Here is a 23,958-nt window from a genome sequence, read left to right as displayed (position 1 = left end):
CACCCCCCCTCCCCCCCCCCCACCACCCCCACCCCCCCCCCCCCTCCCCCCCCCCCCCGCCCCCCCCCCCCCCCCCCCCCGGCGCCCTTTTTCCGTTCCGCTTCCGTTCCGCTTCCGCTCCGCCCGCCGGTTATCCCGTCCGCCGGGTTATCCCGGTTCGGGGTCCCGAAGGAATTCCAGGTCTTTGGCCGAGGAATTCAAGGTCTCCGGCCGGGAGAATCCGGCGAGCTGTTCCGGCGGCAGCCGGGCCTCCATGCGCTCCCAGGCCCCGGCCACGGCGAGGCGCACCTCCGGTGCCGGATGGCGCCCGTAGGCCGCCAGCGCCGGGAGGGCCTCCGCGCCGAGGTGGGTGAGCACCTGGACGACGCGACGCGCCGCCTCCGGGGCCAGCCCCTCGGGGCCGGGCAGCACCGGCAGCACGTCGGGGCCCAGCGAGGCCAGGTACTCCGTCTCCACGTCGTCGGCCGGCGGCCCCAGCGCCCGGAGCCCGTCCCACACGGCCTCGTACTGGTCGTCGGCCAGGAAGGCCGCGCCGGCGGCGCACTCCGCGGCCAGGACGCGCAGGGACCAGCGGACGTTGCGCCGCTGCTCGGCGTCCCCGGCGGCGATCAGGGCCGCGAGGACCCGGCGGGCCTCACCGCGCCCGCAGTGCCCGACGACCAGCCGGATGACGTCCTGCCAGTGCTCCTCCGCCGCATGGGTCAGCAGCTCGCCCAGCGAATCGCTGTCCTGGAACTCCTTCGCCGCCAGATAGTCCTGGAACGTGCGGTGGATGAACTGGATGGAGTCCCGGGTGCGCTGCTGGAGCAGCCCGCTGCGGTTGACGAGGTGGGCCAGTACCCGATCGGCCGGGGCCTGCTCCCGTACGTGCCGCAGGCCGGCCAGGGCCGGTTCCAGCTGGCGCAGCGCCTGGGCGCGCGAGAGCTCGGCCCGGTAGTTGCGGACCAGCCAGACCGCGATGCGCTGGAGGAGCTGCCGCCCGTCGTCGACGGAGAGGCTGACGCCCTCCGGGGCGACCACGTGCCGGATGCTGTCGCGGTTGCCGAGCAGCATCGCCAGCGCGGCGTCGTAGAGCTGCCGGCGGGTACGGGGGAGCAGGCCGCCCCGGCGGCGGTGGAGGGCGCAGATGACCGCGCACAGCAGCGGGGTGCGGGCCAGGTCGCGCAGCCCGGCGTTGCGGCGGAACTGCGCCGTCAGGTCGTGTTCCAGCGCGGTGAGCCGGCGGCGCTCGGCCCCGGCCCGCAGCTCGTCCGGGATCACCCGGCACTCCAGGCGGGCCGCCTCGTGCCAGACGCCGACGAAGGCATGGATGTCCTCGTCCCGCATGGGCAGGAGCTGAAGCTCCTCGAAGTGCTCCGACTTCAGCCAGGCCTGCTCGACGGCCAGCGGCCGCACTGTGACCAGGCAGCGGGTGTCCGGGTGCATGCGCAGGAACTCGGCGAGCCACCGCCGGGCGGGGTCGCGCTCGGTCTGCGGCAGCTCGTCCAGGCCGTCGATCAGCAGCAGGACCCGGCCGGCCGCCAGGACCCGGCCCGCCCAGCCCGGCGGCGGGTCGTCCACGGGCAGCTGGGCGATGCCCGGCAGCTGGGCAGGCGTGGGGTGGGTGAGGCCCCGCGCCGCGAGCCTGCGCATCGGGACGACGAACGGGACCAGGCCGTTGAGGGCCCCGAGCTCCGCGGGCAGCGTCCGGCAGGCGGCGTGGGACGCCAGCCACCACACGAGGGTGGTCTTGCCCGCGCCGGCCTCGCCGCGCACGACCGTCCGGGGCCGGGAGCCGAGGAGCTCCTCGACGCGCCGCGGCACCGGGCGCGGGAAGGGCGCGTCCACCGCCGGGACGGCCTCCAGGCTCAGGTAGGCGGTGTCCAGGTCCCAGCTGTTCTCGTTGGTGCCCAGGTCGTCGAGGCCGAAGACCTCCATGCGGCTGTAGCGGGCCCGGACCGCCCGCGCGTACTCCTCCTCGTAGGCGAGGTCCCGGTGGTCGGGGCTGTTGATCTCCTCCAGGGGCGGGGCGTCCGGCCAGTACCGCCGCAGCACCTCACGCAGGCCGTCGGCGAGGATGCGCGTCAGCGGGATGGCGTCGACGGCCGAGTGCTCCCAGCCCCGCGGGTCCTCGGTGGCGATCCCCACCAGGACCGGCCCGGCGAACAGCGGCCCGCCGGACAGGCCCGCCCACGGGGAGCCGTCAGGGTCGGCCCCGGGCGGGTGGTGGTCACTGTGCAGCACGTACCGGCCGCGCAGCCGCCCGGACAGCGGGGTGAGCGTGCCGGGGACCTGTACGGCCTCCAGCTCGCCGCCCCGGTAGCGCTGGACCTGGGGGAAGCCGAGGACCTGGCAGCCGGACACCGGCTGGGTGACGGCGACCCTGCCCCAGCGCAGCGGCGGCAGGGTGTGGGCGGGCACCAGGTCGCGCCGCGCCCTGAGCAGCACCGCGTCGCACAGCTCGGGGTGGCCCGCCCAGAGGACCTCGGAGATCACGGGCCCGGTGCCGCCCGGGACCACCACCTCCGCCAGCGTCGGCCGGTTCGAGCCTCCGAAGAGGCGTCGGAGGTTGAAGATGTGGCAGGTGGTGAGGACGAGGTCCGGCGTGAGCAGCACGCCGCTGCCCTGCCCGTCGGCGAGCACCGCCACCAGCCGGTCCGTCATGGACCTCACCGCTCGGCGTCACCGGCGCCGAAGCCCGAGATTCCCGCCGGCCGGTCGTTGCCGACCTTCCAGCCGTCGCCCGTGCGCATGTCCTTCGGGGTGAGGGTGAAGGCGATCCTGTGGGTGCGCGCCGAGCCGCGGGAGGCGTCGGCGCCGACCTCGGCGATCCAGGCCTTCACCTTGCCGCCGGCCTTGGCGTCCCGGCGCAGCTCGACCGTGAATTCCAGGGAGATGTCCCCGACGTCGAAGGCGAGATCCTCCCCCGCGCCGGCGGCCGCCGCGGCGGTCAGACCCGCGCGGATGGCCCGCACCGCTTCCGCCAGCTCTATGTCCTCGAATTCGTTGCCCACCGCGAGACCCCCCGCACGCTGCGTACAGATCCACCGCCTGGAGCGTACCGCCGAACTTCCGGCTCGGACGGGGGATCGGCACGGGCCGGAGGGGCCTGTGCGGTGACATGGCGCACAGCGGTTTTCGGCGCTACTAGGCCTCCTAGTGGAGAAATTGATCTCAAGGATTCCCGCTGAATTGTGCGGAAGGTCCACTATTCGCCCCCGGAAGTGATTCCGCGGGCTACGGCATTCGCTAGTAGATGGGGTATTTGTCAGGCCGGGTAAGCGCTGGTTACCAAGGTAGGGCGATCCCGGTCCGCAGCCGGGACCTGTCCATGCCTGGAGGTTTATCCGTATGTCGAAGCGCACCGCTTTCCGTAACTCGAGCAAGGCCGTTCTCCGTACCCGTGCCGCCGTCGTGGTGGCCGGTCTGGGAGCCTCGGCCGCGCTGGGTTGCGGGGTTGCGCTCGCAGCCGACACCCCCGCCGCGGTGGGCGGCTTCCCCGCGTTCGCCTCCGTCGCCGCCCTCGGTGACGCGCTGAACGCCCAGGCCGCCACCCAGCTGAAGGTGGCGGAGAAGGAGAAGCAGGCCGAGCAGGCCAAGCGGGACGCCGAGAAGCGTGCCGAGGAGGCCCGCAAGAAGGCCGAGGCCGCCTCCCGCAAGCGTGCCGAGGGCTGGGTCGCCCCGGTCGCCGGCTACCAGATGGGTCAGCCGTTCGGTAAGGCCGGCGCCATGTGGGTCGCCAAGCACAGTGGCCAGGACCTCGTCGTCAACACCGGCACCCCGGTCATGTCCGTCCACGGCGGCACCGTCGTCAAGGCCGGCCCCAACGGCGGCGGCGACGGCCCGGCCTACGGCAACGCCATCGTCATCCGGCACGCCGACAACACGTACTCCCAGTACGCCCACCTCTCGCAGGTGAAGGTCTCGATCGGCCAGACCGTGAGCACCGGCCAGGTGATCGGCCTCTCCGGCTCCACCGGCAACTCGTCCGGTCCCCACCTGCACTTCGAGATCCGCACCACGCCGAACTACGGCTCGGCCGTCGAGCCCGTCGCCTTCATGAAGGCCCACGGCGAGAACCTCTGACCCGGCCCGTACCGGGTGACAGCCGCCCCACCGCCCCACACGGCGGTGGGGCGGCTTTCGTCATGCCACGAGGCCGTGCCGCAGGGTCGTCGGTGCCGCGGGGCCGTCAGGGGCCGCAGGGCCGTCAGTCCGGCACCTGGATGATCGGGAAGGTGCCCGTGCTCGTCGGGGAGGACTCGGGGAGCCACAGCACGGCGATCGCGCCGCCCCCGCCCTCCGCCTCCGGATCGGCGTTCCGGAAGGTCAGCCGGGCGCCCAGGACGCGGGCCTGGCCCGCGGCGATGGTCAGGCCCAGGCCGTGGCCCTTGCCGGCCCGGTCCTTGCTGCCCGTACGGAACCGGCTCGGCCCCTCCCGCAGCAGCTCCTCGGGGAAGCCGGGCCCGTGGTCGCGCACCCGCAGCACCCGGCCCTCGACGGACACCTCGACCGGCCCCTTGCCGTGCTTGGCGGCGTTGGCCAGCAGATTGCCCAGGATGCGCTCCAGGCGGCGCGGGTCGGTGGAGACGTAGGCGTTGCGGACGACCGTGACGCGCGCGTCGGGCGCGGCGGACCGCACCCGGCGCTGCACGAACTCGCCCAGCTCGATGTCCTGCATCTCGGCGCGCTCGGCGAAGCCGTCCAGCCGGGCGACCTCCAGCACGTCCTCGACGAGGGTGCGCATGGCCTGCGCCCGGTCCCGTACGAGCTCCGTGGGGCGGCCCGGCGGCAGCAGCTCGGAGGCGGCCAGCAGGCCGGTCACCGGGGTGCGCAGCTCATGGGCGATGTCGGCGGTCACCCGCCGCTCGGCCTCCAGCCGGTCGCGCAGCGCCTCGGCCATGCCGTCGACGGCCCGCGCGAGGTCGTCCGTCTCGTCCCGCACCCGGCCGCCGATGGCGTCGCGCACGCGGACGTCCGGGTCGTCGCCGTCGGCGAGCCTGCGGGCGGCCGTGGCGGCCTTGCGCAGCCGGCGGGAGAGCTGGCCGCCGACGAGGATGCCCAGGGCGCAGCCGCCCAGGACGACCGAGACCGAGCCGATGATCAGCGCCCGGTCGAGGTCGTTGAGGATGTCGTAGCGGTCCTTGAACCGGGTGTGGATCGACAGGATCCGGCCGTTGCGCAGCGGGGTGGAGGCCCACACCTCGGGGGCGCCGCTGCCGTTGTCCTGGAGGTAGGTGGCGCGCAGGCCGACGTCGGCGGCGTCGCGCAGGGGCTGCGGCAGGGCGGGGTCGTCCACCTTGGCACGCAGCATCAGCTTGCCGCCGGTGGACTCGTAGTACCGCTGGGCGATCTGGACCCGGTCGTCCATCTGGTCCCGGCTGCTGTTGAGCATGGAGACGCGCGCCGCGTTGTGCACGACGAGGCTGAGCGCGACGGCGACGAGCGCGCCGACGCCCGCGATGGCCAGGCTGACCTTCCAGCGCAGGCCGCTGCGGAGAGCGAGCTTCACCACGACAGGACCATGATCCGCCGATCAGCCTCTGAGCTTGTAGCCGAAGCCGCGGACCGTCTCGATCCGGTCCTGGCCGATCTTTCCGCGCAGCCGCTGCACATGGACGTCCACCACCCGGGTGTCGCCGCCCCAGCCGTAGTCCCAGACCCGCTCCAGCAGCCGGTCGCGGGAGAGGACGGTGCCGGGCGCGGAGGAGAACTCCAGCAGCAGCCGCATCTCGGTGGGGGTCAGGGCGACCGGGGTGCCCGCCTTGCGGACCTCCATGCCCTCGGTGTCGACCTCCAGGTCGCCGAAGCGCAGCACGCCCTCGACGGAGTCCGGCGCGGCATCCGCGGCGCCACCGCCCGCGGCACCGCTGGCGTGCCCGAAGCGGCGCAGGACCGCGCGGATCCGGGCGACGAGCACGGCGCCGTCGAAGGGCTTGGTGACGTAGTCGTCGGCGCCGGCCTCCAGGCCGAGCACGACGTCGATGCTGTCGGCGCGCGCCGACAGCATGATCACGGGAACGGTGGACTCGTCACGGATCCGGCGGCACAGGCTGACCCCGTCCAGTCCCGGAACCATCACGTCCAGCAGCGCGATGTCGGGTCGCCGGGCGCGGAAGCTCTCCAGGCCGGAGAGGCCGTCCGGCACCGCGGTGACCACGAAGCCGTCGCGCTCCAGGGCGAGCTGCGTAGCCTCGCGGATGACGTCGTCGTCCTCGACGAAGAGCACATGCGTATCGGCCACGCTGCTCTCAGCCCTCCGTTCCTTCGTTCGGCGCCTTGCCGGTGTCGCCGACCTTGCCGAAGTCGGTGTGGGTGCGGCCGGTCTCGCGGAAGACGTTCTCCGACCAGTGGTAGGTCAGGACGTCCTCGCCCGAGGCGCAGCAGACGGCGTCGCCCGGTCCGTAGACCTGCTTGGTGATCGTGAGATCACGGCGGTCTATGTCGGCGTAGACGGGCGCCTGCTCGGCCACGAACACATTCTCGTAGGTGTTGCCCTTGGCACGGTACACATAGGAACCGACACCGATGGAATCGCCGCAGGTCAGGACGTTGATCACGACATCGGGGCGGGAGCCGCCGGTCAGCTGCCCGTAGATCACGTCGACGGGGTACTGGTCCTTCACGCACGGCTTGAGGTTCTTCTTGACCTGATCGCCGACCTTGGGGTCGGACTTGATCAGCTTGACGGCGTCGACCTTGTCCTGGGGCGAGGCCGCCGACGCGGACGACTGGGGCGCCCGGGGGGAGGCGGCCTTGGCCGCCGGCTGGGTCTGCGCGGGCCCCTCCTTGCGCACGCCCTCACTGCTCGTACCGCATCCGGCCAGCAGAAGACCGGCGGTGGCGGCCATCGCCGTGACCGCACCACCGGTGATCAGAGCCGGGCCGAAGCCGCGGGACCCGCGGGGTCCCGGTCCGGCCGGCCCGCCGCTCAGGCCGCGCACCGTTCGCGCCCCCGCTCGTTGCGCTCCAGGGCGTGGAAGTCCAGGTCGCGGCTCTCCAGCTCCTGGCGCAGCCGGGCCAGCGCACGGTGCAGCGTGCTCTTGACCGTACCCGTCGACATGCCGAGCGCCTCCGCGGTCTCCTCGGTGCTCATCTGCTCCCAGTGTCGCAGCACGACGACGCTGCGCTGCTTGGGCGCGAGGACGCCGAGGATGTCCATCAGCAGGGCCCGGTCGGCGTGCTGCTCGGTGCCGTCCTCGACGCTGGCGTCGGGGAGCTGCTCGGTGGGCACCTCGTCGAGCTTACGGGCGCGCCACCACTCCGTACGGGTGTTGATCATGACACGGCGGAGGTAGGCGTCGGCCAGCGACTTGTCCGCTATGCCCTCCCAGCGGCCGTAGGTGCGGACGAGGGCGGTCTGGAGCAGGTCCTGGGCGTCGATGGGGTCCGGGACGAGCCGCCGGGCGCTGCGCAGGAGGGCGTCCTGACGGTTGCGCACGTACTCTTCGAAGTCCAGAACCTTGCCGCTGCTGGCCATACCCGCAGCCTCCATTCCTGCTTGCGTTCCCCGCGTCACGCTGGCAGTCGTCCAGCACGGGTAGGACGCTACGGACGGGCTGTTGCGACGCGATGTGCGGGAGCCCTTCGGCTGGTGCACAGCTGTCCATAGGTTGTGTAACAGCTGTGCGGGGGGCGCGGGGAAAGGGCTGATCCGTCCGGTTCGGGAGGCCTCGGATCATGGTCTTCCGTTACGGGCGGGGCGGCTGGGGCCCTATGTGCGGGGCAGCCGGTACAGGCCGTCCGGGAGCGGCTCGACCAGACCGTCCGCCACGAGCCCGTCCAGGGCCCGCGCGCGCTGCACCGGCTCGTGCCAGACCGCGTCCAGCGCCGCCTGCGGAACGGGCGCCACCGCCTCCCGCAGGACGGCCAGCAGCTTGCCGCGCACCTGCCGGTCGGTGCCCGCGTACGTCTGGCCGCGGCGCGGCGGCCCGTCGTGGGCGGGGGAGCCGGCGGCCAGCCAGGCGCAGTGGTCCGCGATCGGGCAGCGGCCGCAGGAGGGCGTACGGGCCGTGCAGACCAGCGCCCCCAGCTCCATCGTGGCCGCGGCCCAGCGGGCCGCCACCGGCTCGGCGTCCGGCAGCAGGGCCCGGGCCAGCCGGCGCTCGGCGGCCGTGGTGGCGTTGGGCGGGTACTGGGCGCCGGTCACGGCGCGGGCGAGGACCCGGCGGACGTTGGTGTCCAGCACCGCGTGCCGCTGCCCGTAGGCGAAGGACGCCACGGCGGCCGCGGTGTACTCGCCGACCCCCGGCAGGGCCAGCAGCTTGGCGTGATCGCTGGGCACCTCGCCGTCGTGCCGCTCGGTGATCGCCGACGCGGCGGCGTGCAGCCGCAGCGCGCGCCGCGGATAGCCCAGCCGGCCCCAGGCCCGGACGGCCTCGCCCGGCGGCTCGGCGGCCAGGTCGGCGGGGCGCGGCCAGCGGGCCATCCACTGCTCGTACATCGGCAGCACCCGGCTCACCGGGGTCTGCTGGAGCATGAACTCGCTCACCATCACCCCCCAGGGCCCGGCCTCGGGTCGGCGCCAGGGCAGATCACGGGCGTGCGCGGCGAACCAGTCGATGACCGGGGCGTGCAGCAGGGTGGACGTCTGGGGCGTGGTGGCAGGCATCGCAGTCATGACACTCCCGATCCTGGCACGCCCGCGCCGAGGGGCGAAACGCGCCGGGCCGGGCTCGGCCATACGCCTGTGCCCCGTACGCCTCGATCGGGTGAGCGGACGGTCCGCCCGGGGCGCGGGGCGACGGGGGGCGCGTGCTTAGGCTGGCCCCATGACCGCCACTCAGGCCGGGCCGCCGGACGACATCAGGGCCGCCCTCGCGGCGCACACCACCCTCACCCTCGCCTACGCCGACGAGGACGGCCCGCAGGCGTGCGCCGTGCTCTACGCGGTCACCGACGATCCCGTCCCCTCCCTTCTCTTCGTCACCTCCGCCACCACCCGTCACGGCCGTGCGCTCGCCGCCGGGGCCGCCTCCGCTGCCGAGGGGGAGGGCGAGGGCACGCCGGTCGCCTTCACCGCGCAGCGCGACGGACAGGACTGGACGGAGCTGACCGGCCTTCAGGGGCGCGGCACCTGCCGCCCGCTGACGGGCGAGGCCCGGGAGGCGGCCTGGCACACGTACCGCGAGCGCTTCCCCTACGTCGGGCGCGACGACCGGCTGCGCGCCGCGCTGGAACGCACCGCGCTGTGGCAACTGCGGCCCGGCTGGCTGCGTCTGATCGACAATGGGCGCGGCTTCGGGCACAAGACCGAGTGGCCGCACGCGGATTCGGCCTGAACCGCACCGGTGTGACCGTCCGAACGCGCGGTCGCGTTGATGACCACGCTCCGTACGCGAACGGTCCGTGAGCGCGCTCAACAGGCCCGGTTCCGGGCACATGATGGGAAAAGTAGGCACTCCTACGGCGGGTAGTGGCTGGTGCCCTGGCCGATCTCTCGTAGAGTTTTCGCGTGGGATCTCTGCGCAATCCGATCGGGCCGCTTCCCTCCTCCATCTACTGGCGGCGGAGGGCAGTTGCGCTTGGCCTGCTCGGCATCGTCGTACTGGTGGTGGTGTGGCTGCTCGCCTTCGGCGATGACGGCGGCTCCAAGGGCGACCGGAGCAGCGGCTCGGACGGCAAGGGACAGGCGGAGACCACGATCACGCCCGGCCCGGTGCCCTCCGGCCCGCACAGCGGTCAACGCCCGGGCGGACGCGACGATTCGAGCGGCGGCAGTGGCGGTGGTGGCGGCACGGGCGGCCAGGCGGGCAGCGGAGGCGGAAGCGCCGGTTCCGGATCTGGCGGCGGCGGTGGCGGCGGTACGGGCGCGGGTGGCTCGGCCGGCGGCGGCGGTGGCTTCGGCGGCGGCGCCGGGGTGCTGGTCACCGGCGACGGCAAGGCCGTGGCGGCCGGCAGCAGCCTGCCCGACTGCTCGGCGGGATCGGTGAAGCTGAGCATCCGCACGGTCAAGGACACCTACAAGGCCGACGAGAAGCCCCGCTTCGAGCTGGTCGTGCAGAACACCGGCGGCAGCGCCTGCAAGGTGAACTTCGGCGCGACCGCGGCCCTGCTGAAGATCACCGACAGCAAGGGCGAGGAGCACGTCTGGGCGTCCGACGACTGCCCGCGCGGCACCGGCGCCGTCCTCTTCGAGGTCCCGGGCTCGGGCGAGACCAAGCGCACGCTGGAGTGGGACCGCAGGCGCAGCGCCCCGCGCTGCGCGACCCCGTCCGGCGCCACGGCGGCCGCCCCCGGCACGTACCGGGTCGAGGTGAAGGTCGCGGGCGTCACGGAGCGCGTGGAATTCGCCCTGGAGAAGGCCTGATCGTCCCGGAGGACGCCCGCCCCGCGCCCCTGAGGGGCGCGGGGAACTGCGCGACCGGCCACGACGCATCCGCGGCCGGCCCACCGGACTCCCGGCGGAGCGTCAGACGTAGCGCTCCAGGATCGACGACTCCGCCAGCCGCGAGAGGCCCTCGCGCACCGAGCGGGCGCGGGCCTCGCCCACGCCGTCCACGGTCTGGAGGTCGTCCACGCTGGCGGCCAGCAGCTTCTGCAGCCCGCCGAAGTGGTCCACGAGCCGCTCGATGATGGCGCCGGGCAGCCGGGGCACCTTGGCCAGCAGGCGGTAACCGCGCGGGGAGACGGCCGAGTCCAGCGTCTCGGGGGAGCCGCTGTAGCCCATGGCACGGGCCACGATGGGCAGTTCGAGCAGCTCGGGGTGGCTGAGGGAGTCCAGCTCGGACATGGCCTCGGCGACGGTGCGGGTGCGCTTGGCGGTCGGCTCGGGGACGTAGTCCCGTACGACCAGCTCGCGCTCGGGCTCGACGCCGGCGATCAGCTCCTCCAGCTGGAGCGACAGCAGCCGGCCGTCGGTGCCCAGCTCGACGACGTACTCGGCGATCTCCGTGGCGATCCGGCGCACCAGCTCCAGCCGCTGCGAGACGGCGGTGACGTCGCGGACGGTGACCAGGTCCTCGATCTCCAGTGCGGACAGGGTGCCGGCGACCTCGTCCAGCCGGAGCTTGTACCGCTCCAGGGTGGCGAGCGCCTGGTTGGCGCGGGAGAGGATCGCGCCCGACTCCTCCAGGACGCGCCGCTCGCCGTTCACGTACAGCGCGATCAGCCGCATCGACTGGCTGACGGAGATGACCGGGAAGCCGCACTGGATGGAGGCACGCTGCGCGGTGCGGTGGCGGGTGCCGGTCTCCTCGGTGGGGATCGAGGCGTCGGGGTAGAGCTGGACCCCGGCCCGCACGATCTTGCTGATGTCCTTGTCGAGGATCAGCGCGCCGTCCAGCTTGCACAGCTCGCGCAGCCGGGTCGCGGTGAACTCCACGTCCAGGACGAAGCCGCCGGTGCACATCGCCTCGACGGTCTTGTCCATGCCGAGGACGATCAGACCGCCGGTGTTGCCGCGAAGGACTCGTTCGAGTCCGTCGCGGAGGGCCGTACCGGGGGCGACGGCGCTCAGGGAGGAGCGCATCAGCCCGTCGGCTCCGGAGCCACCGGAGCCGCCCTGGGCCCTGCCGGGGCCCGATGCCCGCTCGTTGGCTGCCACTGCACTCCTCCGGTCGCAAGGTCGACGGTGCGTCGGGCCGCCCGGCTGTCGCGTACGCGCCGTCGTGCACGCCGTGCGCGTCGCGCGGGCCGTGCGCGTCGGTGCGTACGTACGGGCGGGACCAGGGCAAAGTCTACTGGCGCCCGGCCCCTCGGGGGGCTGTCCTCAGCTCTCCTCCGCTCGGGCTCCGGCCAAGGCCTGACGGCCGGCACCACGGCCCCTCCTGGCGGGGGCCTCCCCCGGTGCCTCGCCCCCGGACTCGGCGCGGCTCTCCCGGCGGGGCCGGGAGGGCAGGACCCGCAGGGCCTCGCCTATGTCCGAGACCTCCACGACCCGCATCCCGGCGGGCACCTTGCCGGGGTCGCCCGGCACCAGGGCGTGGGTGAAGCCGAGCCGGGCCGCCTCGGCCAGCCGCCGCTGGACGCCCGTGACCCGCCGGACCTCGCCGGCCAGCCCCACCTCGCCGATGGCCACCAGGTTCTTCGGCAGCGGGGTGTCGCTGGCGGCGCTGGCCAGGGCGAGCGCGACGGCCAGGTCGGCGGCGGGCTCGGAGAGCTTCACGCCCCCCACGGTGGCGCTGTAGATGTCCCGCTTGCCGAGGGCGCTGATGCGGCCCCGCTGCTCCAGGACGGCCAGCATCATCGAGACGCGGGAGGTCTCCAGGCCCGAGGTGGTGCGGCGCGGGGAGGGGATCTGGGAGTCGACCGTCAGCGCCTGCACCTCGGCCACCAGCGGCCGGCGGCCCTCGAGCGTCACGGTCAGGCAGGTGCCCGGCACGGGCTCGGCGCGGCGGGTCAGGAACAGGCCGCTGGGGTCGGCGAGGCCCGTGATGCCCTCGTCGTGCAGCTCGAAGCAGCCGACCTCGTCCGTGGCGCCGTAGCGGTTCTTCACACCGCGCACCAGGCGCAGCCGGGCGTGCCGGTCGCCCTCGAAGTGCAGCACCACGTCGACCAGGTGCTCCAGCAGGCGCGGGCCGGCGATGGCGCCGTCCTTGGTGACGTGACCGACCAGGAGCGTGGACATGCCGCGCTCCTTGGAGGCGCGGATGAGGGCGCCCGCCACCTCGCGCACCTGGGCCATGCCGCCCGGCGCGCCGTCGATCTCGGGGGAGGCCACGGTCTGCACGGAGTCGAGGATCAGCAGGGACGGCCGGACCGAGTCGATGTGCGCGAGGACGGCCGAGAGGTCCGTCTCGGCGGCGAGGTAGAGGTGCTCGGAGAGCGCGCCGATGCGGTCGGCGCGCAGCCGGACCTGGCTCGCCGACTCCTCGCCGGTCACATAGAGCGTGCGGTGCGGGTCCGAGGCCGCGCGGGCCGCCACGTCCAGCAGCAGGGTCGACTTGCCGACGCCGGGCTCGCCGGCGAGCAGCACCACGGCGCCGGGCACCAGCCCGCCGCCCAGGACGCGGTCGAGCTCGGGCACGCCCGTGGACCGCGCGGTCGCCTGCCGACCGTCGACCTGCCCGATGGGCACGGCGGCGGAGGTGACCCGGCCCGGCGCGGTCGTCCGGACGGCGGGCGCGCCGTACTCCTCGACCGTGCCCCAGGCCTGGCACTCGGGGCAGCGGCCGAGCCACTTGGCGGTGGTCCAGCCGCACTCGGTGCAGCGATAGGAGGGCCGGTCCTTGGCGGACGAGCGGGAGGTACGGGCAGCCATGCGGACCACCGTAGCGGCGGGCACCGACAGTGCGGGGGCGGCGTCGCCCACGGGGCCGCCGCACGGCCGCCGCATGGCGTGGCCGAGGGACGGATTCCAGGCGGAATGGATGCTTCCTGTCCCCCTTCGAAGGAGAGAGTCACCCGTATGGGTTAAACCTGGGAGGGCAGGACGAACGAGGACGGACCGTCCGCCTACCGTCGCCGGGATGATGACGCCCGAGCCCCCCACGCATGCCACCGGCGCGCACCGCGGCGCATCCCGCCGTGCGCCGCGCGCGGCCCAGCCACCGGTCGTCGACAACCCCGCCACCCTCGCGACCCCCCTCACAGCCGCCACAGCCGCCACGTCCGATCACGCCTCCGCGCACCGCACCGTCCACCACCCCGGCGTCGCCGGCGCCGCCCTCGCGTCCCCCCGGAACGCCACGGCCGGCTCCCCCGAGAGCCGCTACGAACCCCATCTCGACGGCCTGTTCACCTACTGCCTGTCCGTCCTGTGCGACCACGACGCCGCCGTCGCCGCCCTCGGCGAGGTCCTGGCCCTCGCCGTGCGCCGCACCGACCGCGCCCCCGCCGCCGAGGAGACGCACCGCGCCTGGCTCTACGCGCTGGCCCGCTGGGAATGCCTGCGCCGGCTGGCCACCCCGGGCGGGCCCCCCGCCGACCCCGCCGCGGTCACCGACCCCCGGGGCCGCGCGGAACTCGCGCTGCTCGCCTGGCCCGAGGCCGCCGGCACCACCGCGGCGCAGCGCGAGGCGCTCGAACTGGCCGTGCGCCACGGCCTCGCCCCCCACGAGGTCGCCGCCGTCCTGCGACTGGACCAGGAAGCCGCCCGCTCCCTGCTGTCCAGCGCCGCCTGCGAGGTGGAGCGCACCCGCACCGCCCTCGCCGTCGTCGAATCGGGCCGCTGCGCGATCGTCACGCGGTTCGTGGGCGACACGGAGGTGCTGCTGGGCGCCGCGCTGCGACGCGAGCTCGTCCGCCACGTCGACGAGTGCGCCGACTGCCGGCGCACGGCCGAGCGGGCCACCGCCGGTGAGCCCTGGCCCGGTACGACGGCGTCCTCCGCCGCCCTGCCGGTCCTGGAGGCACCCCGTACGGAGGCGCACTCCGCGATGCTGCGCGCCCTGGGCCCCCGGCCCGCGCGCCGGCGCGGGACCGCGCCGCACACCGCCCCGCGCTTCGACCGGGGCGGCTTCCCGCTCGCCCCCAAGGACCGCGCGGCCCGCCGCGGCCGGCTGCGCAGCCGGGCGGTGACCACGACCGTCGTCGCCACGGTCGTCGCGGCGCCCATCCTCGCGCTGTGGGCCGCCTACCGCGGCGGCCCGCTGGGGGAGGGGGAGGGCGCCGCCGCGGTGACCGCGCCCGGCGCCGACAGCCTGGGGGGCAGCCCGGACGAGGGCGCGTACGACCACCCGTACGACGGCCCGTACGGCTACGCCGAGGAGGAACCCGCCCGGCCGACGGACCGGCCGGCCGTCCAGCGGCTCTCCGAGGTCTCCGTGGCCGTCCTGGGCACCGGCCCCGGGCGGCTGACCGTGGAGGCGCAGCCGGGCGGGACGGCCACCCACATCACCCTCACCGCCAGCGGTGGCGAGCTGGTCGGCTGGTCCATGTCGGCGGACGCGCCGTGGCTGCGGCTGAGCCAGCCGGGAGGCGTGCTGCGGCCGGGACGGACGGTGACGGTCGTGGTGACCGTCGACCGCTCCCGCGAACCCGCCCGGGCCTGGCGCGCCAAGGTCGCCATCGCCCCGGGCGGCTCGGCGGTCACGCTGGAGGGAAAGGGCGGCGGCTGATGTCGGGCCGCCCTCCGATGTCAGGCCGCCCTCCGATGCCGGGCCGTCCTCAGCTGATGCCGGGCCGTCCTCAGCTGATGTCAGGCCGTCCTCAGCGGGGATCCGCCGGATGCTCGGCGCGGATCCGCCGGACGCCTCAGCGGGGATCCGCCGGATGTGGGGCCATCGGCAGGAGCGAGGACATCCGCTCCTCGCACAGCTCCACCAGCCGCGCGTACCCCTTCTCGCCCATCAGCTCGATCAGCTCGGCGCGGTACGACACGTACACCGGCTTCGCCGCCGTGTGCGCGGACCGCGCCGACGTGCACCACCAGTGGAGGTCGTGGCCGCCCGGGCCCCAGCCGCGCCGGTCGTACTCGCCGATCGAGACCTGGAGCACCTGGGTGTCGTCGGGCCGGTCGATCCAGTCGTACGTCCGTCGCACGGGCAGCTGCCAGCAGACGTCCGGCTTCGTCTCCAGCGGCTCCAGGCCCTCCCGCAGGGCCAGGATGTGCAGCGAGCAGCCGGCGCCGCCCTCGAACCCGGGCCGGTTCTGGAAGATGCAGGAGCCCTTCCAGCGCCGCGTCTGCCGCTCGCCGTCGTCCTCGTCGAGCTGCGTCCAGCCGGACGAGGTGCCCACGTCGTGGAACTGCCAGATGTCGGGCGTGAGACGCGCCACGTACGACGCGACCCGCTTCTCGTCGTCCTCGTCCGAGAAGTGCGCGCCGAGCGTGCAGCAGCCGTCGTCGGCGCGGCCCTCCTTGATGCCCTGGCAGCCGTTGCCGAAGACACAGCTCCAGCGCGAGGTCAGCCAGGTCAGGTCGCAGCGGAAGACCTGTTCCTCGTCGGCGGGGTCGGGGAACTCGACCCACGCGCGGGCGAAATCCAGCCCGACCTCGTCGGAAGCGCCGGCGGCACCGGAGGCGACCGTCACGGTCCTGGAGGCCTTGCCCGCACCCTTCGCCTGCTTCTTGGAGGACTTGTCCTGTGCTTTGTCCGGGTTCGCCTTCTTCGTCTTCGCCACCCCTCAAGCCTATGCGCACCCGGTGGCGGCAGTAGCGTTCAGGCCATGAGACTCGGTGTCCTCGACGTGGGTTCGAATACGGTCCATCTGCTGGTGGTGGACGCGCACCCCGGTGCCCGGCCGCTGCCGGCCCACTCCCACAAGACCGAGCTGCGCCTCGCGGAGCTGCTCGACGACCAAGGCGCGATCAGCGACGACGGGATAGACCGCCTCGTCGCGGTGATCCACGAGGCGCTCCGGGCCGCCGAGGACAAGGGCGTCGAGGAGGTGCTGCCCTTCGCCACCTCCGCCGTCCGCGAGGCCACCAACGCGGACGCCCTGATCAGCCGCGTCCAGCAGGAGACCGGCGTCACCCTGCCCGTTCTCACCGGCGCCGAGGAGGCCCGGCTCACCTTCCTGGCCGCCCGCCGCTGGTTCGGCTGGTCGGCCGGAAAGCTCCTTGTCCTCGACATCGGCGGCGGCTCCCTGGAGGTCGCCTACGGCCTCGACGAGGACCCCGACACCGCCGTCTCCCTCCCGCTCGGCGCCGGCCGCCTCACCGCCGGCTGGCTCCCCGGCGACCCGCCCGACCCGAGCGACGTACGGGCCCTGCGCCGCCACGTCCGCGCGGAGATCGCCCGCACCGTCGGCGACTTCGCCCGGCGCGGCACGCCCGACCACGCCGTCGCCACCTCCAAGACCTTCAAACAGCTCGCCCGCATCGCCGGAGCCGCCCGCTCCGCCGACGGCCTGTACGTCCAGCGCGTCCTCGGCCGCAAGGCCCTGGAGGACTGGGTGTCCAAGCTGACCGTCATGCCCGCCGCCCGCCGCGCCACCCTCCCCGGGGTGTCGGAGGGCCGCGCCCAGCAGCTCCTCGCGGGCGCGCTCGTCGCCGAGGCGGCGATGGACCTCTTCGGCCTGGAGGAGGTCGAGATCTGCCCCTGGGCCCTGCGCGAGGGCGTCATCCTCCAGCGGCTGGACCACCTCCCGACGCCCCAGCCGGCGCGTTAGCCGCCCCGGCCCCGGCGCCGGGCTCCCTCGGGCCCCGGCGCCGGGGGACGGCGTGCCCCGCATGCGAGACCACCTGCCCGCCGCCGGAGAGGCGGGCATACGCTGTCCCTCGTGACAGAGCCAGTGGTGCGCATTCCGGATGCGAAGGTCGCGCTGTCAACGGCATCGGTGTACCCCGAGTCGACGGCGACGGCCTTCGAGATCGCCGCGCGCCTGGGCTACGACGGTGTCGAGGTCATGGTGTGGACCGACCCCGTCAGCCAGGACGTCGCGGCCCTGCGCCGCCTCTCCGACTACCACCAGGTGCCCATCCTGGCGGTCCACGCCCCCTGCCTCCTGATCACCCAGCGGGTGTGGTCCACCGACCCATGGGTCAAGCTCCAGCGGGCCCGCGCGGCCGCCGAGAAGCTGGGCGCGAGCACGGTCGTCGTCCACCCGCCGTTCCGCTGGCAGCGCTCCTACGCGCGGGACTTCATCCGCGGCGTCTGGCGCATGTCGAACGAGACCGACGTCCGGTTCGCGGTCGAGAACATGTACCCGTGGCGCTACCGCGACCGCGAGATGCTCGCCTACGCCCCCGACTGGGACGTCACCAAGGACGACTACCGTCACTTCACGGTCGACCTCTCGCACACGTCGACCGCCCGGACCGACGCCCTGCAGATGATCGACCGGATGGGCGACCGGCTCGCCCACATCCATCTGGCCGACGGCACCGGCTCCGCCAAGGACGAGCACCTCGTCCCCGGCCGCGGCCGGCAGCCCTGCGCCGAGGTGCTGGAACGGCTCGCCGTCAGCGGCTTCGACGGCCACATCGTGATCGAGGTCAACACCCGCCGCGCCATGTCCGCCGCCGAGCGCGAGGCCGACCTCGCCGAGGCCCTCGCCTTCACCCGGCTGCACCTCGCCTCCCCGACGGGCGCCCCCCGCCCATGACGGAACAGGCCGACCGGCCCACCCCCAGAAGGCGCGGCCGCCCCGCCCGTACGGACGCCGCGACCGGGCCCGGCGCCCGCGAGCGCATCCTGGCCGCCGCCCGCGCCGAGTTCGCAGAGCACGGCTACGACAAGGCGTCCATCCGCGGCATGGCCAAGGCCGCCTGCGTGGACCCCGCGCTGGTCCACCACTACTTCGGCCCGAAGGAACAGATCTTCGCCGCCGCCGTGGAGGAGGCCGTGGCCCCCGCCCTCAACGCCCCGGACGCCTTCGCCGAGGGCCCGCCGGAGGGCGCCGGGGAACGGCTCGCCCGCTTCGTACTGGGCGTGTGGGAGGACCCCGTCACCCGCGAGCCGCTGCTCGCCATCCTCCGCTCGGCCGTCGCCAACGAGACCGCGGCGGCCGTCTTCCGCGACCTGATCAGCAGCAGGGTGATGGTCCGCATCGCCGCCGAGCTCGGCGGCGAGGACGCCCGCCTCCGCTCCGAGCTGGCCGCGGCCCACCTGGTGGGGGTGTCCATGCTGCGCCATGTGATCAAGATCGAGCCGCTCGCCTCGGCGGACATCGAGCAGGTCATCGCGATCACGGCCCCGGCGGTGCAGCGACACCTGATGGGCGACTGAGGGACCCGCCGCCTCGACCGCCTCGCTCGTCTCGAATGCCGGAAACCCTGTCCGGATCTTGGATCATGGGCGTAGTCTCGGAAGACCCGGGGACCCGAAGACGCGATATGACCGCGACCCCCGGGATTCCGCACTCGAGGAGTGGAGCAGGATGCCCGAGCTGAGGTCCCGCACTGTCACCCACGGCCGCAACATGGCGGGCGCCCGAGCCCTTCTGCGGGCCGCGGGCGTAGCGCGCGAGGACTTCGGCAAGCCGATCATCGCGGTGGCCAACAGCTTCACCGAGTTCGTGCCCGGCCACACCCACCTCCAGCCGGTCGGCCGGATCGTCTCCGACGCGATCAAGGCGGCGGGCGGCGTCCCGCGCGAGTTCAACACCATCGCCGTCGACGACGGCATCGCCATGGGCCACGCCGGCATGCTCTACTCGCTGCCCTCCCGCGACCTGATCGCCGACTCCGTCGAATACATGGTCGAGGCGCACTGTGCCGACGCGCTGATCTGCATCTCCAACTGCGACAAGATCACGCCCGGGATGCTCATGGCCGCGCTGCGCCTGAACATCCCCGTCGTCTTCGTCTCCGGCGGCCCCATGGAGGCCGGCCAGGCCACCCTCGTCGACGGCACGGTCCGCAAGCTCGACCTCATCAACGCGATCGTCGACTCGGTCAACGAGAACGTCTCCGACGAGGACGTCCTGCGGATCGAGGAGAACGCCTGCCCGACCTGCGGCTCCTGCTCCGGCATGTTCACCGCCAACTCGATGAACTGCCTCACCGAGGCGATCGGCCTGTCCCTGCCCGGCAACGGCTCGGTCCTCGCCACCCACACCGCCCGCAAGGCCCTCTACGAGAACGCCGGCCGCACGGTCGTCGAGATCACCAAGCGCTACTACGAGCAGGACGACGAGTCCGTCCTGCCGCGCAACATCGCCACCCGTGCCGCCTTCGAGAACGCCATGGCCCTCGACATCGCCATGGGCGGCTCGACCAACACGATCCTCCACCTCCTCGCCGCGGCCCAGGAGGCCGGCCTGGACTACGACCTGAAGGACATCGACGCCGTCTCGCGCCGCGTCCCCTGCCTGGCCAAGGTCGCCCCCAACGTCGCCCCCGGCGGCACGTACTACATGGAGGACGTCCACCGCGCCGGCGGCATCCCCGCCATCCTCGGCGAGCTCTACCGCGGCGGCCTCCTCAACGAGGACGTGCACTCGGTGCACTCCCCGACGCTGGCCGACTGGCTCAAGACCTGGGACGTCCGCGGCGGCTCCCCCTCCACCGAGGCCGTCGAGCTCTGGCACGCCGCCCCCGGCTGCGTCCGCTCCGCCACCGCCTTCTCGCAGTCCGAGCGCTGGGAGACCCTCGACGTGGACGCGGCCGGCGGCTGCATCCGCTCCGTCGAGCACGCCTACTCCAAGGACGGCGGACTGGCCGTCCTCAGGGGCAACCTGGCCGTCGACGGCTGCGTCGTGAAGACCGCCGGCGTCGACGAGTCGATCTGGACCTTCGAGGGCCCGGCCGTCGTCTGCGAATCCCAGGACGAGGCCGTGGACAAGATCCTGTCCAAGGGCGTCAAGGAGGGCGACGTCGTCGTCATCCGCTACGAGGGCCCGCGCGGCGGCCCCGGTATGCAGGAGATGCTCTACCCCACCTCCTTCCTCAAGGGCCGCGGCCTCGGCAAGGCCTGCGCCCTGGTCACCGACGGCCGCTTCTCCGGCGGCACGTCGGGCCTGTCGATCGGTCACGCCTCGCCGGAGGCCGCGTCCGGCGGCACCATCGCGCTCGTCGAGGACGGCGACCGCATCCGCATCGACATCCCCAGCCGCTCGATCGAGCTGCTGGTGTCCGAGGAGGAGCTGGCGGCCCGCCGCGAGGCCCTCGGCGGCCGTTACGCGCCGAAGAACCGCGAGCGCAAGGTCTCGGCGGCGCTCAAGGCGTACGCGGCCATGGCGACGAGCGCCGACAAGGGCGCGGTGCGGGACGTGAGCAAGCTCGGCTGACTCGGCTGACTCGGCTGAGAGGAGCCTCGGGGCGACTACCGCCAGCCGGACGGGTTCTGCCCGCTCACCGCGAACACCGTCCCGTCCGGCGCCGCCCCGAAGACCTTCCCCTCGGCCACCACCGGAGCCGGCATCAGCTCCAGGAAGCCCCGCCCGGCCCTGGCCAGGCGGGGCGACGTCGTACCGAGCAACGAGCCGTTCGTCGTGTCCACGGCCAGCAGCCGGCCGTCGGCGGCGGAGAAGTACAGCCGGTCCTCGGCGGCGACGAGCGGCGACGCGTTGGCCACGGACGTGTCCAGCCGCCAGTCCGTCACACCCCGCCCCGTGTGCAGCGCGGTCAGCCCCCCGTCGGACGACAGCAGATAGACCGAGTCGCCGTACGGGACCACGCTCGTCGCCTCCAGCGGCGTCGGCAGCGGCACCCGGCGCTCCCGCCCGATGCCCGGCGCGTACCGGACGATGGCCGCCACGCGCGTCCGCGCGTCGCTCTCCGTCAGATAGAGGTCGCCCCGCGGACCGGTCCCGACGGGCGTCAGGTTCCCGTGCGCCGTCCACCGCCACAGCGTCGTGCCCCGCGCCGCGTCGATGCCGACGACGGCCGTGCTCCGGCCGTCGGCCGACGGCGCGACGGCGTACGCCGAGGTGCCGCCGTACGAGAAGAAGACCGGCTTGATGCCGCCGGGCAGCCCGTGCCGCCAGAGCTCCCGGTTCGTACCGCCGTCGACGGCCGTGACCGTGCCGTCCGCCGCGACCAGCAGCACGGCGTCCCCCGCGTGGTAGACCCGGCCGCCGTACGCGGACACGTCCCGCGTCCAGCGCGGAACGCCGGTCGCCGGATCGAGGGCGGCCAGCTCGCGCTTGTCGGGCGACAAGGCGTGCACCAGCCCGCCGGAGACCACGGGAGCGCTCGGCGTCCCCCCGCCCGGACGCGTCGCGTCCGCCGCCCGCCGCCACGCCACCTTCCCGGTAGCGGCGTCCACCCGGGCCGCGTGCACCCCGCGCGCCGAACAGTAGAGAGCGCCGCCCGCGTACGTGCAGAACCCGGCCCGGACCTCGCCGTTGCCGGCCGAGTCCTCGGGTACGGAGGCCTCCCACGGCTTCCAGGCCGCCCCGGCGGGCCCGGGACGCTCCGCCGACGGCTGCCCGCCCAGCCCGTCGATCTCGTGCAGCGCCCACGCGCCGCCCGCCACCAGCGCCACGACGACGGCCGCGGCGGCCACGGCGAGCCGGCGGACCCGGACACGGCGACGCGCGGGCTTGTCGCGGGACGGCACAGAAGGAAGGCCCTGGCCCTGGTCCTGGTCCTCGGGCGGCTGAACGGACCGGGGCCGGGGCAGGGGCCGGGGCACGGCGAGGGAAGGCCCGGTGACCGGCGGCAGCATCGCCATGATCGCGTCGGGGGTCGGCCGGTCCGCCGGCTCCTTGGCCAGGCACGCGCGGATCAAGGGGACGAGATCGGCGGGCACACCCGCCAGATCCGGCTCGTCGTGCACCACCTGGTAGGCGACGATGTACGGGCTCTCGGACTCGAACGGCCCCCGCCCCGTCGCCGCGTGCACCAGCAGCGACGCCAGCGCGAACACGTCCGCCGCCGGCCCCACCGCGCGCGGCCGCTGGAACTGCTCCGGCGCCATGAACGGCGGCGTCCCGATCAGCTTGCCCGTCTCGGTGCGCAGCTCGCTGTCGTAGGGGCGCGAGATGCCGAAGTCGATGACCCGCGGCCCGTCCTCGGCGAGGAGCACGTTGCTGGGCTTGAGGTCCCGGTGCACCAGCCCGGCGCGGTGGATGTCGCGCAGCGCCTCGGCGAGCCCGGCCGCCAGCCGCCGCACCTCGTCGGGAGACAAAGGACCGTTCCGCTTCACACGCTCGGAGAGGGTGGGCCCGGGGATGTAGAGGGTGGCCATCCACGGCCGGGCGCCGTCCGGGTCGGCGTCGACGACCGGCGCGGTGAACGCGCCGCTGACCCGCCGCGCCGCCGCGACCTCCTGCCGGAAGCGCGCCCTGAACTCCGGGTCCACCGCGTACTCGGCGTGCACGACCTTCACCGCGAGCCGCAGCCCGGAGGCCGACCGGGCCAGATGCACCACGCCCATGCCGCCCGAACCGAGCCGGCGTTCGAGCCGGTACTGACCCGCGAACTCCGGATCGTCCGCTTCCGGTCCCGTCCCGGCACTGCGCAGTGGCGGCATGCCCCCACCCCCGTGTCACCCGTGCGGGTGACCCATGCGTGTCACCCGTGTCATGCGGTGCGTCCGGCCACCGGTGGCTCGTACGCCCGTCGTCCGCCCGCCGCGTCGGCGGGCTTGCGGAGCCTAAACGATGCGGCAGGGGGGGACCGGGGAGGCATGCCGTTGCGTTGCTAGCCTGCACATGTCATTCACGTCACGGGGGAGGAACCAGACCAGATGGCCTACTACCCGCTCGCGCCCGGCCACCAGGTGAACGTCCGCCGCGGCCCCAGCACCGACAGCGAGCTCGTCAAGGTCCTGCCGCAGGGCTCCAGCGTGCCGATCCGCTGCCAGACCCGCGGCGAGACCGTCTCCGGCCCCTGCGGCACCACCGACGTCTGGGACTGCATCGCCCCCGGCCAGTACGTCTCCGACGCGTATGTGAAGACGGGCAGCAGCGGCTACGTCGCGGAGCGCTGCGCGGGCTGACCCCCGGCCGGGGCGCGTGACGATAATCGAGGCATGAGCGACGCGCACGAGCCGACCGGGGCCACCGGGGACCGGAACAGCACGCCGGAGGGTACGGCGGGCCCCCGCCCGGAACCGATCCGCTTCTACGGCACGACCTGGGTCGACCACGACGGCGGCTACGCGCTCCGCCGGGTGGGCCTGGCGACAGGATCGCTGGTAGCGGCCACGGCGGGCGCCTTCGTCCTGCGCCTCGGCTACGAGGGTCTGGCCATCGCGGACGTGGGCGGGTTCGTCAACGCCATGGTCGTGGTGGCCTTCGCCGTGTGCAGCGCCCTGGCCTTCCGCCGCAGCTGGGAGGGCTTCGTACGGCGCCGCCCGGACACGGCGGAGGAGGCCGCGAGGGAGCGGCAGATGCAGAGCCTGATGGTGATCGGCTTCATCGGCACCCTCCTCGCCTACTTCGTCCGGACCCTGATCGAGGCCCCGGGCGAGAAGCTCCACCGCGCGGAGTACGACGAGGCCCGCACCCGCCACGAGCGCCGCCGCCGGACCAGGGCCGGCAACCCGGCGGCACGTTCATCCAAGCGGCGGCGCAAGCACCCCTGAACGTCGTGTAGAGTTCTCCGAGTTGCCAGGCGGCAACGAACCCCCGCTACTTGCACGGTCCCTGAACGGGATGGATTCCGGCGTGTCCGGAATTCTGAACGAGAAGGCCCTCCGGTTCCGATTAGGAGCCGGAAGGAAAATCCGCTAAAGTAGTGATCACGCCGAAAGGCAGCCCCGCTCC

The 23,958-nt window shown here is 73.9% G+C and carries 21 protein-coding genes; 10 read left to right on the top strand and 11 right to left on the bottom strand.

Annotation, left to right across the window (positions count from 1 at the left end; all coding sequences use genetic code 11):
- Positions 1 to 147 precede the first annotated feature (147 nt).
- Complete coding sequence (locus AC07BS_RS13610) at positions 148 to 2,643, bottom strand: NACHT domain-containing protein (protein ID WP_478932142.1); 2,496 nt, start codon at positions 2,641 to 2,643, stop codon at positions 148 to 150.
- Between the two features lie 5 nt (positions 2,644 to 2,648).
- Complete coding sequence (locus tag AC07BS_RS13605; RefSeq protein WP_478645894.1) at positions 2,649 to 2,993, bottom strand: trypco2 family protein; 345 nt, start codon at positions 2,991 to 2,993, stop codon at positions 2,649 to 2,651.
- 337 nt (positions 2,994 to 3,330) lie between these two features.
- Here AC07BS_RS13605 and AC07BS_RS13600 point away from each other — a divergent pair, with 337 nt between their 5' ends.
- Positions 3,331 to 4,065 (top strand): M23 family metallopeptidase, encoded by a 735-nt coding sequence (locus AC07BS_RS13600; RefSeq protein WP_478645896.1) that lies wholly within the window; start codon positions 3,331 to 3,333, stop codon positions 4,063 to 4,065.
- Positions 4,066 to 4,189: 124 nt separating this feature from the next.
- On the opposite strand, the gene cseC is transcribed toward AC07BS_RS13600, so the two are convergent.
- The 5 genes from cseC to AC07BS_RS13575 form a co-directional block, all read right to left on the bottom strand.
- Positions 4,190 to 5,494 carry a two-component system sensor histidine kinase CseC gene (gene cseC / locus AC07BS_RS13595; protein WP_478645898.1) on the bottom strand — a complete coding sequence of 435 codons (1,305 nt, stop codon included), beginning with the start codon at positions 5,492 to 5,494 and terminating at the stop codon, positions 4,190 to 4,192.
- 21 nt (positions 5,495 to 5,515) lie between these two features.
- Positions 5,516 to 6,223, bottom strand: a complete 708-nt coding sequence (gene cseB / locus AC07BS_RS13590; protein ID WP_478645900.1) for a two-component system response regulator CseB — start codon at positions 6,221 to 6,223, stop codon at positions 5,516 to 5,518.
- Positions 6,224 to 6,230: 7 nt separating this feature from the next.
- Positions 6,231 to 6,923, bottom strand: coding sequence for a hypothetical protein (locus AC07BS_RS13585; protein WP_478645901.1), 693 nt, complete (start codon positions 6,921 to 6,923; stop codon positions 6,231 to 6,233).
- Positions 6,911 to 7,459, bottom strand: coding sequence for a SigE family RNA polymerase sigma factor (locus AC07BS_RS13580; RefSeq protein WP_478645903.1), 549 nt, complete (start codon positions 7,457 to 7,459; stop codon positions 6,911 to 6,913). The genes AC07BS_RS13585 and AC07BS_RS13580 overlap by 13 nt, the downstream gene beginning before the upstream one ends.
- Positions 7,460 to 7,693: 234 nt before the next feature.
- The gene (locus tag AC07BS_RS13575; RefSeq protein WP_478645906.1) at positions 7,694 to 8,599 is read right to left on the bottom strand and encodes an HhH-GPD family protein; all 906 of its coding nucleotides are present in this window, start codon (positions 8,597 to 8,599) and stop codon (positions 7,694 to 7,696) included.
- Positions 8,600 to 8,750: 151 nt separating this feature from the next.
- Between AC07BS_RS13575 and AC07BS_RS13570 the strand changes: the two genes are divergently transcribed.
- Together AC07BS_RS13570 and AC07BS_RS13565 are read left to right on the top strand one after the other, a co-directional pair.
- Positions 8,751 to 9,260: a pyridoxamine 5'-phosphate oxidase gene (locus tag AC07BS_RS13570; RefSeq protein ID WP_478932138.1), complete on the top strand. Its 510-nt coding sequence runs from the start codon at positions 8,751 to 8,753 to the stop codon at positions 9,258 to 9,260.
- A gap of 173 nt (positions 9,261 to 9,433) precedes the next feature.
- Positions 9,434 to 10,288 carry a hypothetical protein gene (locus tag AC07BS_RS13565; RefSeq protein ID WP_478932136.1) on the top strand — a complete coding sequence of 285 codons (855 nt, stop codon included), beginning with the start codon at positions 9,434 to 9,436 and terminating at the stop codon, positions 10,286 to 10,288.
- Between the two features lie 102 nt (positions 10,289 to 10,390).
- Here AC07BS_RS13565 and disA read toward each other — a convergent pair whose 3' ends face one another.
- Positions 10,391 to 11,524 (bottom strand): DNA integrity scanning diadenylate cyclase DisA, encoded by a 1,134-nt coding sequence (gene disA / locus AC07BS_RS13560; RefSeq protein ID WP_478645913.1) that lies wholly within the window; start codon positions 11,522 to 11,524, stop codon positions 10,391 to 10,393.
- A 165-nt stretch (positions 11,525 to 11,689) separates the two neighbouring features.
- On the bottom strand, positions 11,690 to 13,180 hold the full coding sequence (gene radA, locus AC07BS_RS13555) for a DNA repair protein RadA (RefSeq protein WP_478645915.1): 1,491 nt from the start codon (positions 13,178 to 13,180) through the stop codon (positions 11,690 to 11,692).
- 208 nt (positions 13,181 to 13,388) lie between these two features.
- Between radA and AC07BS_RS13550 the strand changes: the two genes are divergently transcribed.
- Positions 13,389 to 14,978, top strand: coding sequence for a hypothetical protein (locus AC07BS_RS13550; RefSeq protein ID WP_478932133.1), 1,590 nt, complete (start codon positions 13,389 to 13,391; stop codon positions 14,976 to 14,978).
- A 136-nt stretch (positions 14,979 to 15,114) separates the two neighbouring features.
- Here the strand turns inward: AC07BS_RS13550 and AC07BS_RS13545 are convergent, their stop codons facing one another.
- Positions 15,115 to 15,981, bottom strand: coding sequence for a DUF3109 family protein (locus AC07BS_RS13545; RefSeq protein WP_478932131.1), 867 nt, complete (start codon positions 15,979 to 15,981; stop codon positions 15,115 to 15,117).
- Positions 15,982 to 16,026: 45 nt separating this feature from the next.
- Between AC07BS_RS13545 and AC07BS_RS13540 the strand changes: the two genes are divergently transcribed.
- From AC07BS_RS13540 to ilvD, 4 genes are all read left to right on the top strand, one after another.
- Positions 16,027 to 16,971: a Ppx/GppA family phosphatase gene (locus AC07BS_RS13540; protein ID WP_478645920.1), complete on the top strand. Its 945-nt coding sequence runs from the start codon at positions 16,027 to 16,029 to the stop codon at positions 16,969 to 16,971.
- Positions 16,972 to 17,082: 111 nt separating this feature from the next.
- Positions 17,083 to 17,907, top strand: coding sequence for a sugar phosphate isomerase/epimerase family protein (locus tag AC07BS_RS13535; RefSeq protein ID WP_478932129.1), 825 nt, complete (start codon positions 17,083 to 17,085; stop codon positions 17,905 to 17,907).
- The gene (locus tag AC07BS_RS13530; RefSeq protein ID WP_478645924.1) at positions 17,904 to 18,530 is read left to right on the top strand and encodes a TetR/AcrR family transcriptional regulator; all 627 of its coding nucleotides are present in this window, start codon (positions 17,904 to 17,906) and stop codon (positions 18,528 to 18,530) included. Before AC07BS_RS13535 ends, AC07BS_RS13530 begins: the two co-directional genes overlap by 4 nt.
- Before the next feature lie 151 nt (positions 18,531 to 18,681).
- Positions 18,682 to 20,532, top strand: a complete 1,851-nt coding sequence (gene ilvD, locus AC07BS_RS13525) for a dihydroxy-acid dehydratase (RefSeq protein WP_478932126.1) — start codon at positions 18,682 to 18,684, stop codon at positions 20,530 to 20,532.
- 35 nt (positions 20,533 to 20,567) lie between these two features.
- Here ilvD and AC07BS_RS13520 read toward each other — a convergent pair whose 3' ends face one another.
- Positions 20,568 to 22,721, bottom strand: coding sequence for a protein kinase domain-containing protein (locus AC07BS_RS13520; protein WP_478932124.1), 2,154 nt, complete (start codon positions 22,719 to 22,721; stop codon positions 20,568 to 20,570).
- Between the two features lie 186 nt (positions 22,722 to 22,907).
- On the opposite strand from AC07BS_RS13520, the gene AC07BS_RS13515 reads away from it, so the two are divergent.
- Both AC07BS_RS13515 and AC07BS_RS13510 read left to right on the top strand, forming a co-directional pair.
- Positions 22,908 to 23,189: an SH3 domain-containing protein gene (locus tag AC07BS_RS13515; protein WP_478645972.1), complete on the top strand. Its 282-nt coding sequence runs from the start codon at positions 22,908 to 22,910 to the stop codon at positions 23,187 to 23,189.
- 33 nt (positions 23,190 to 23,222) lie between these two features.
- A complete protein-coding gene (locus tag AC07BS_RS13510; protein WP_478645931.1) occupies positions 23,223 to 23,777 on the top strand; it encodes a hypothetical protein in 555 nt (184 codons plus the stop codon).
- Positions 23,778 to 23,958: the final 181 nt, after the last annotated feature.

The organism is Streptomyces sp. NPDC044063, assembly GCF_056434285.1.
This window is presented reverse-complemented; position numbering and strand designations above follow the sequence as displayed.

Coding starts and splice junctions, on each gene's coding strand:
- AC07BS_RS13610 (WP_478932142.1), bottom strand. CDS start 2,643: ATGACGGACCGGCTGGTGGCGGTGCTCGCCGACGGGCAGGGCAGCGGC.
- AC07BS_RS13600 (WP_478645896.1), top strand. CDS start 3,331: ATGTCGAAGCGCACCGCTTTCCGTAACTCGAGCAAGGCCGTTCTCCGT.
- AC07BS_RS13580 (WP_478645903.1), bottom strand. CDS start 7,459: ATGGCCAGCAGCGGCAAGGTTCTGGACTTCGAAGAGTACGTGCGCAAC.
- AC07BS_RS13575 (WP_478645906.1), bottom strand. CDS start 8,599: ATGACTGCGATGCCTGCCACCACGCCCCAGACGTCCACCCTGCTGCAC.
- AC07BS_RS13570 (WP_478932138.1), top strand. CDS start 8,751: ATGACCGCCACTCAGGCCGGGCCGCCGGACGACATCAGGGCCGCCCTC.
- radA (WP_478645915.1), bottom strand. CDS start 13,180: ATGGCTGCCCGTACCTCCCGCTCGTCCGCCAAGGACCGGCCCTCCTAT.
- AC07BS_RS13550 (WP_478932133.1), top strand. CDS start 13,389: ATGATGACGCCCGAGCCCCCCACGCATGCCACCGGCGCGCACCGCGGC.
- AC07BS_RS13540 (WP_478645920.1), top strand. CDS start 16,027: ATGAGACTCGGTGTCCTCGACGTGGGTTCGAATACGGTCCATCTGCTG.
- AC07BS_RS13530 (WP_478645924.1), top strand. CDS start 17,904: ATGACGGAACAGGCCGACCGGCCCACCCCCAGAAGGCGCGGCCGCCCC.
- ilvD (WP_478932126.1), top strand. CDS start 18,682: ATGCCCGAGCTGAGGTCCCGCACTGTCACCCACGGCCGCAACATGGCG.
- AC07BS_RS13520 (WP_478932124.1), bottom strand. CDS start 22,721: ATGCCGCCACTGCGCAGTGCCGGGACGGGACCGGAAGCGGACGATCCG.
- AC07BS_RS13510 (WP_478645931.1), top strand. CDS start 23,223: ATGAGCGACGCGCACGAGCCGACCGGGGCCACCGGGGACCGGAACAGC.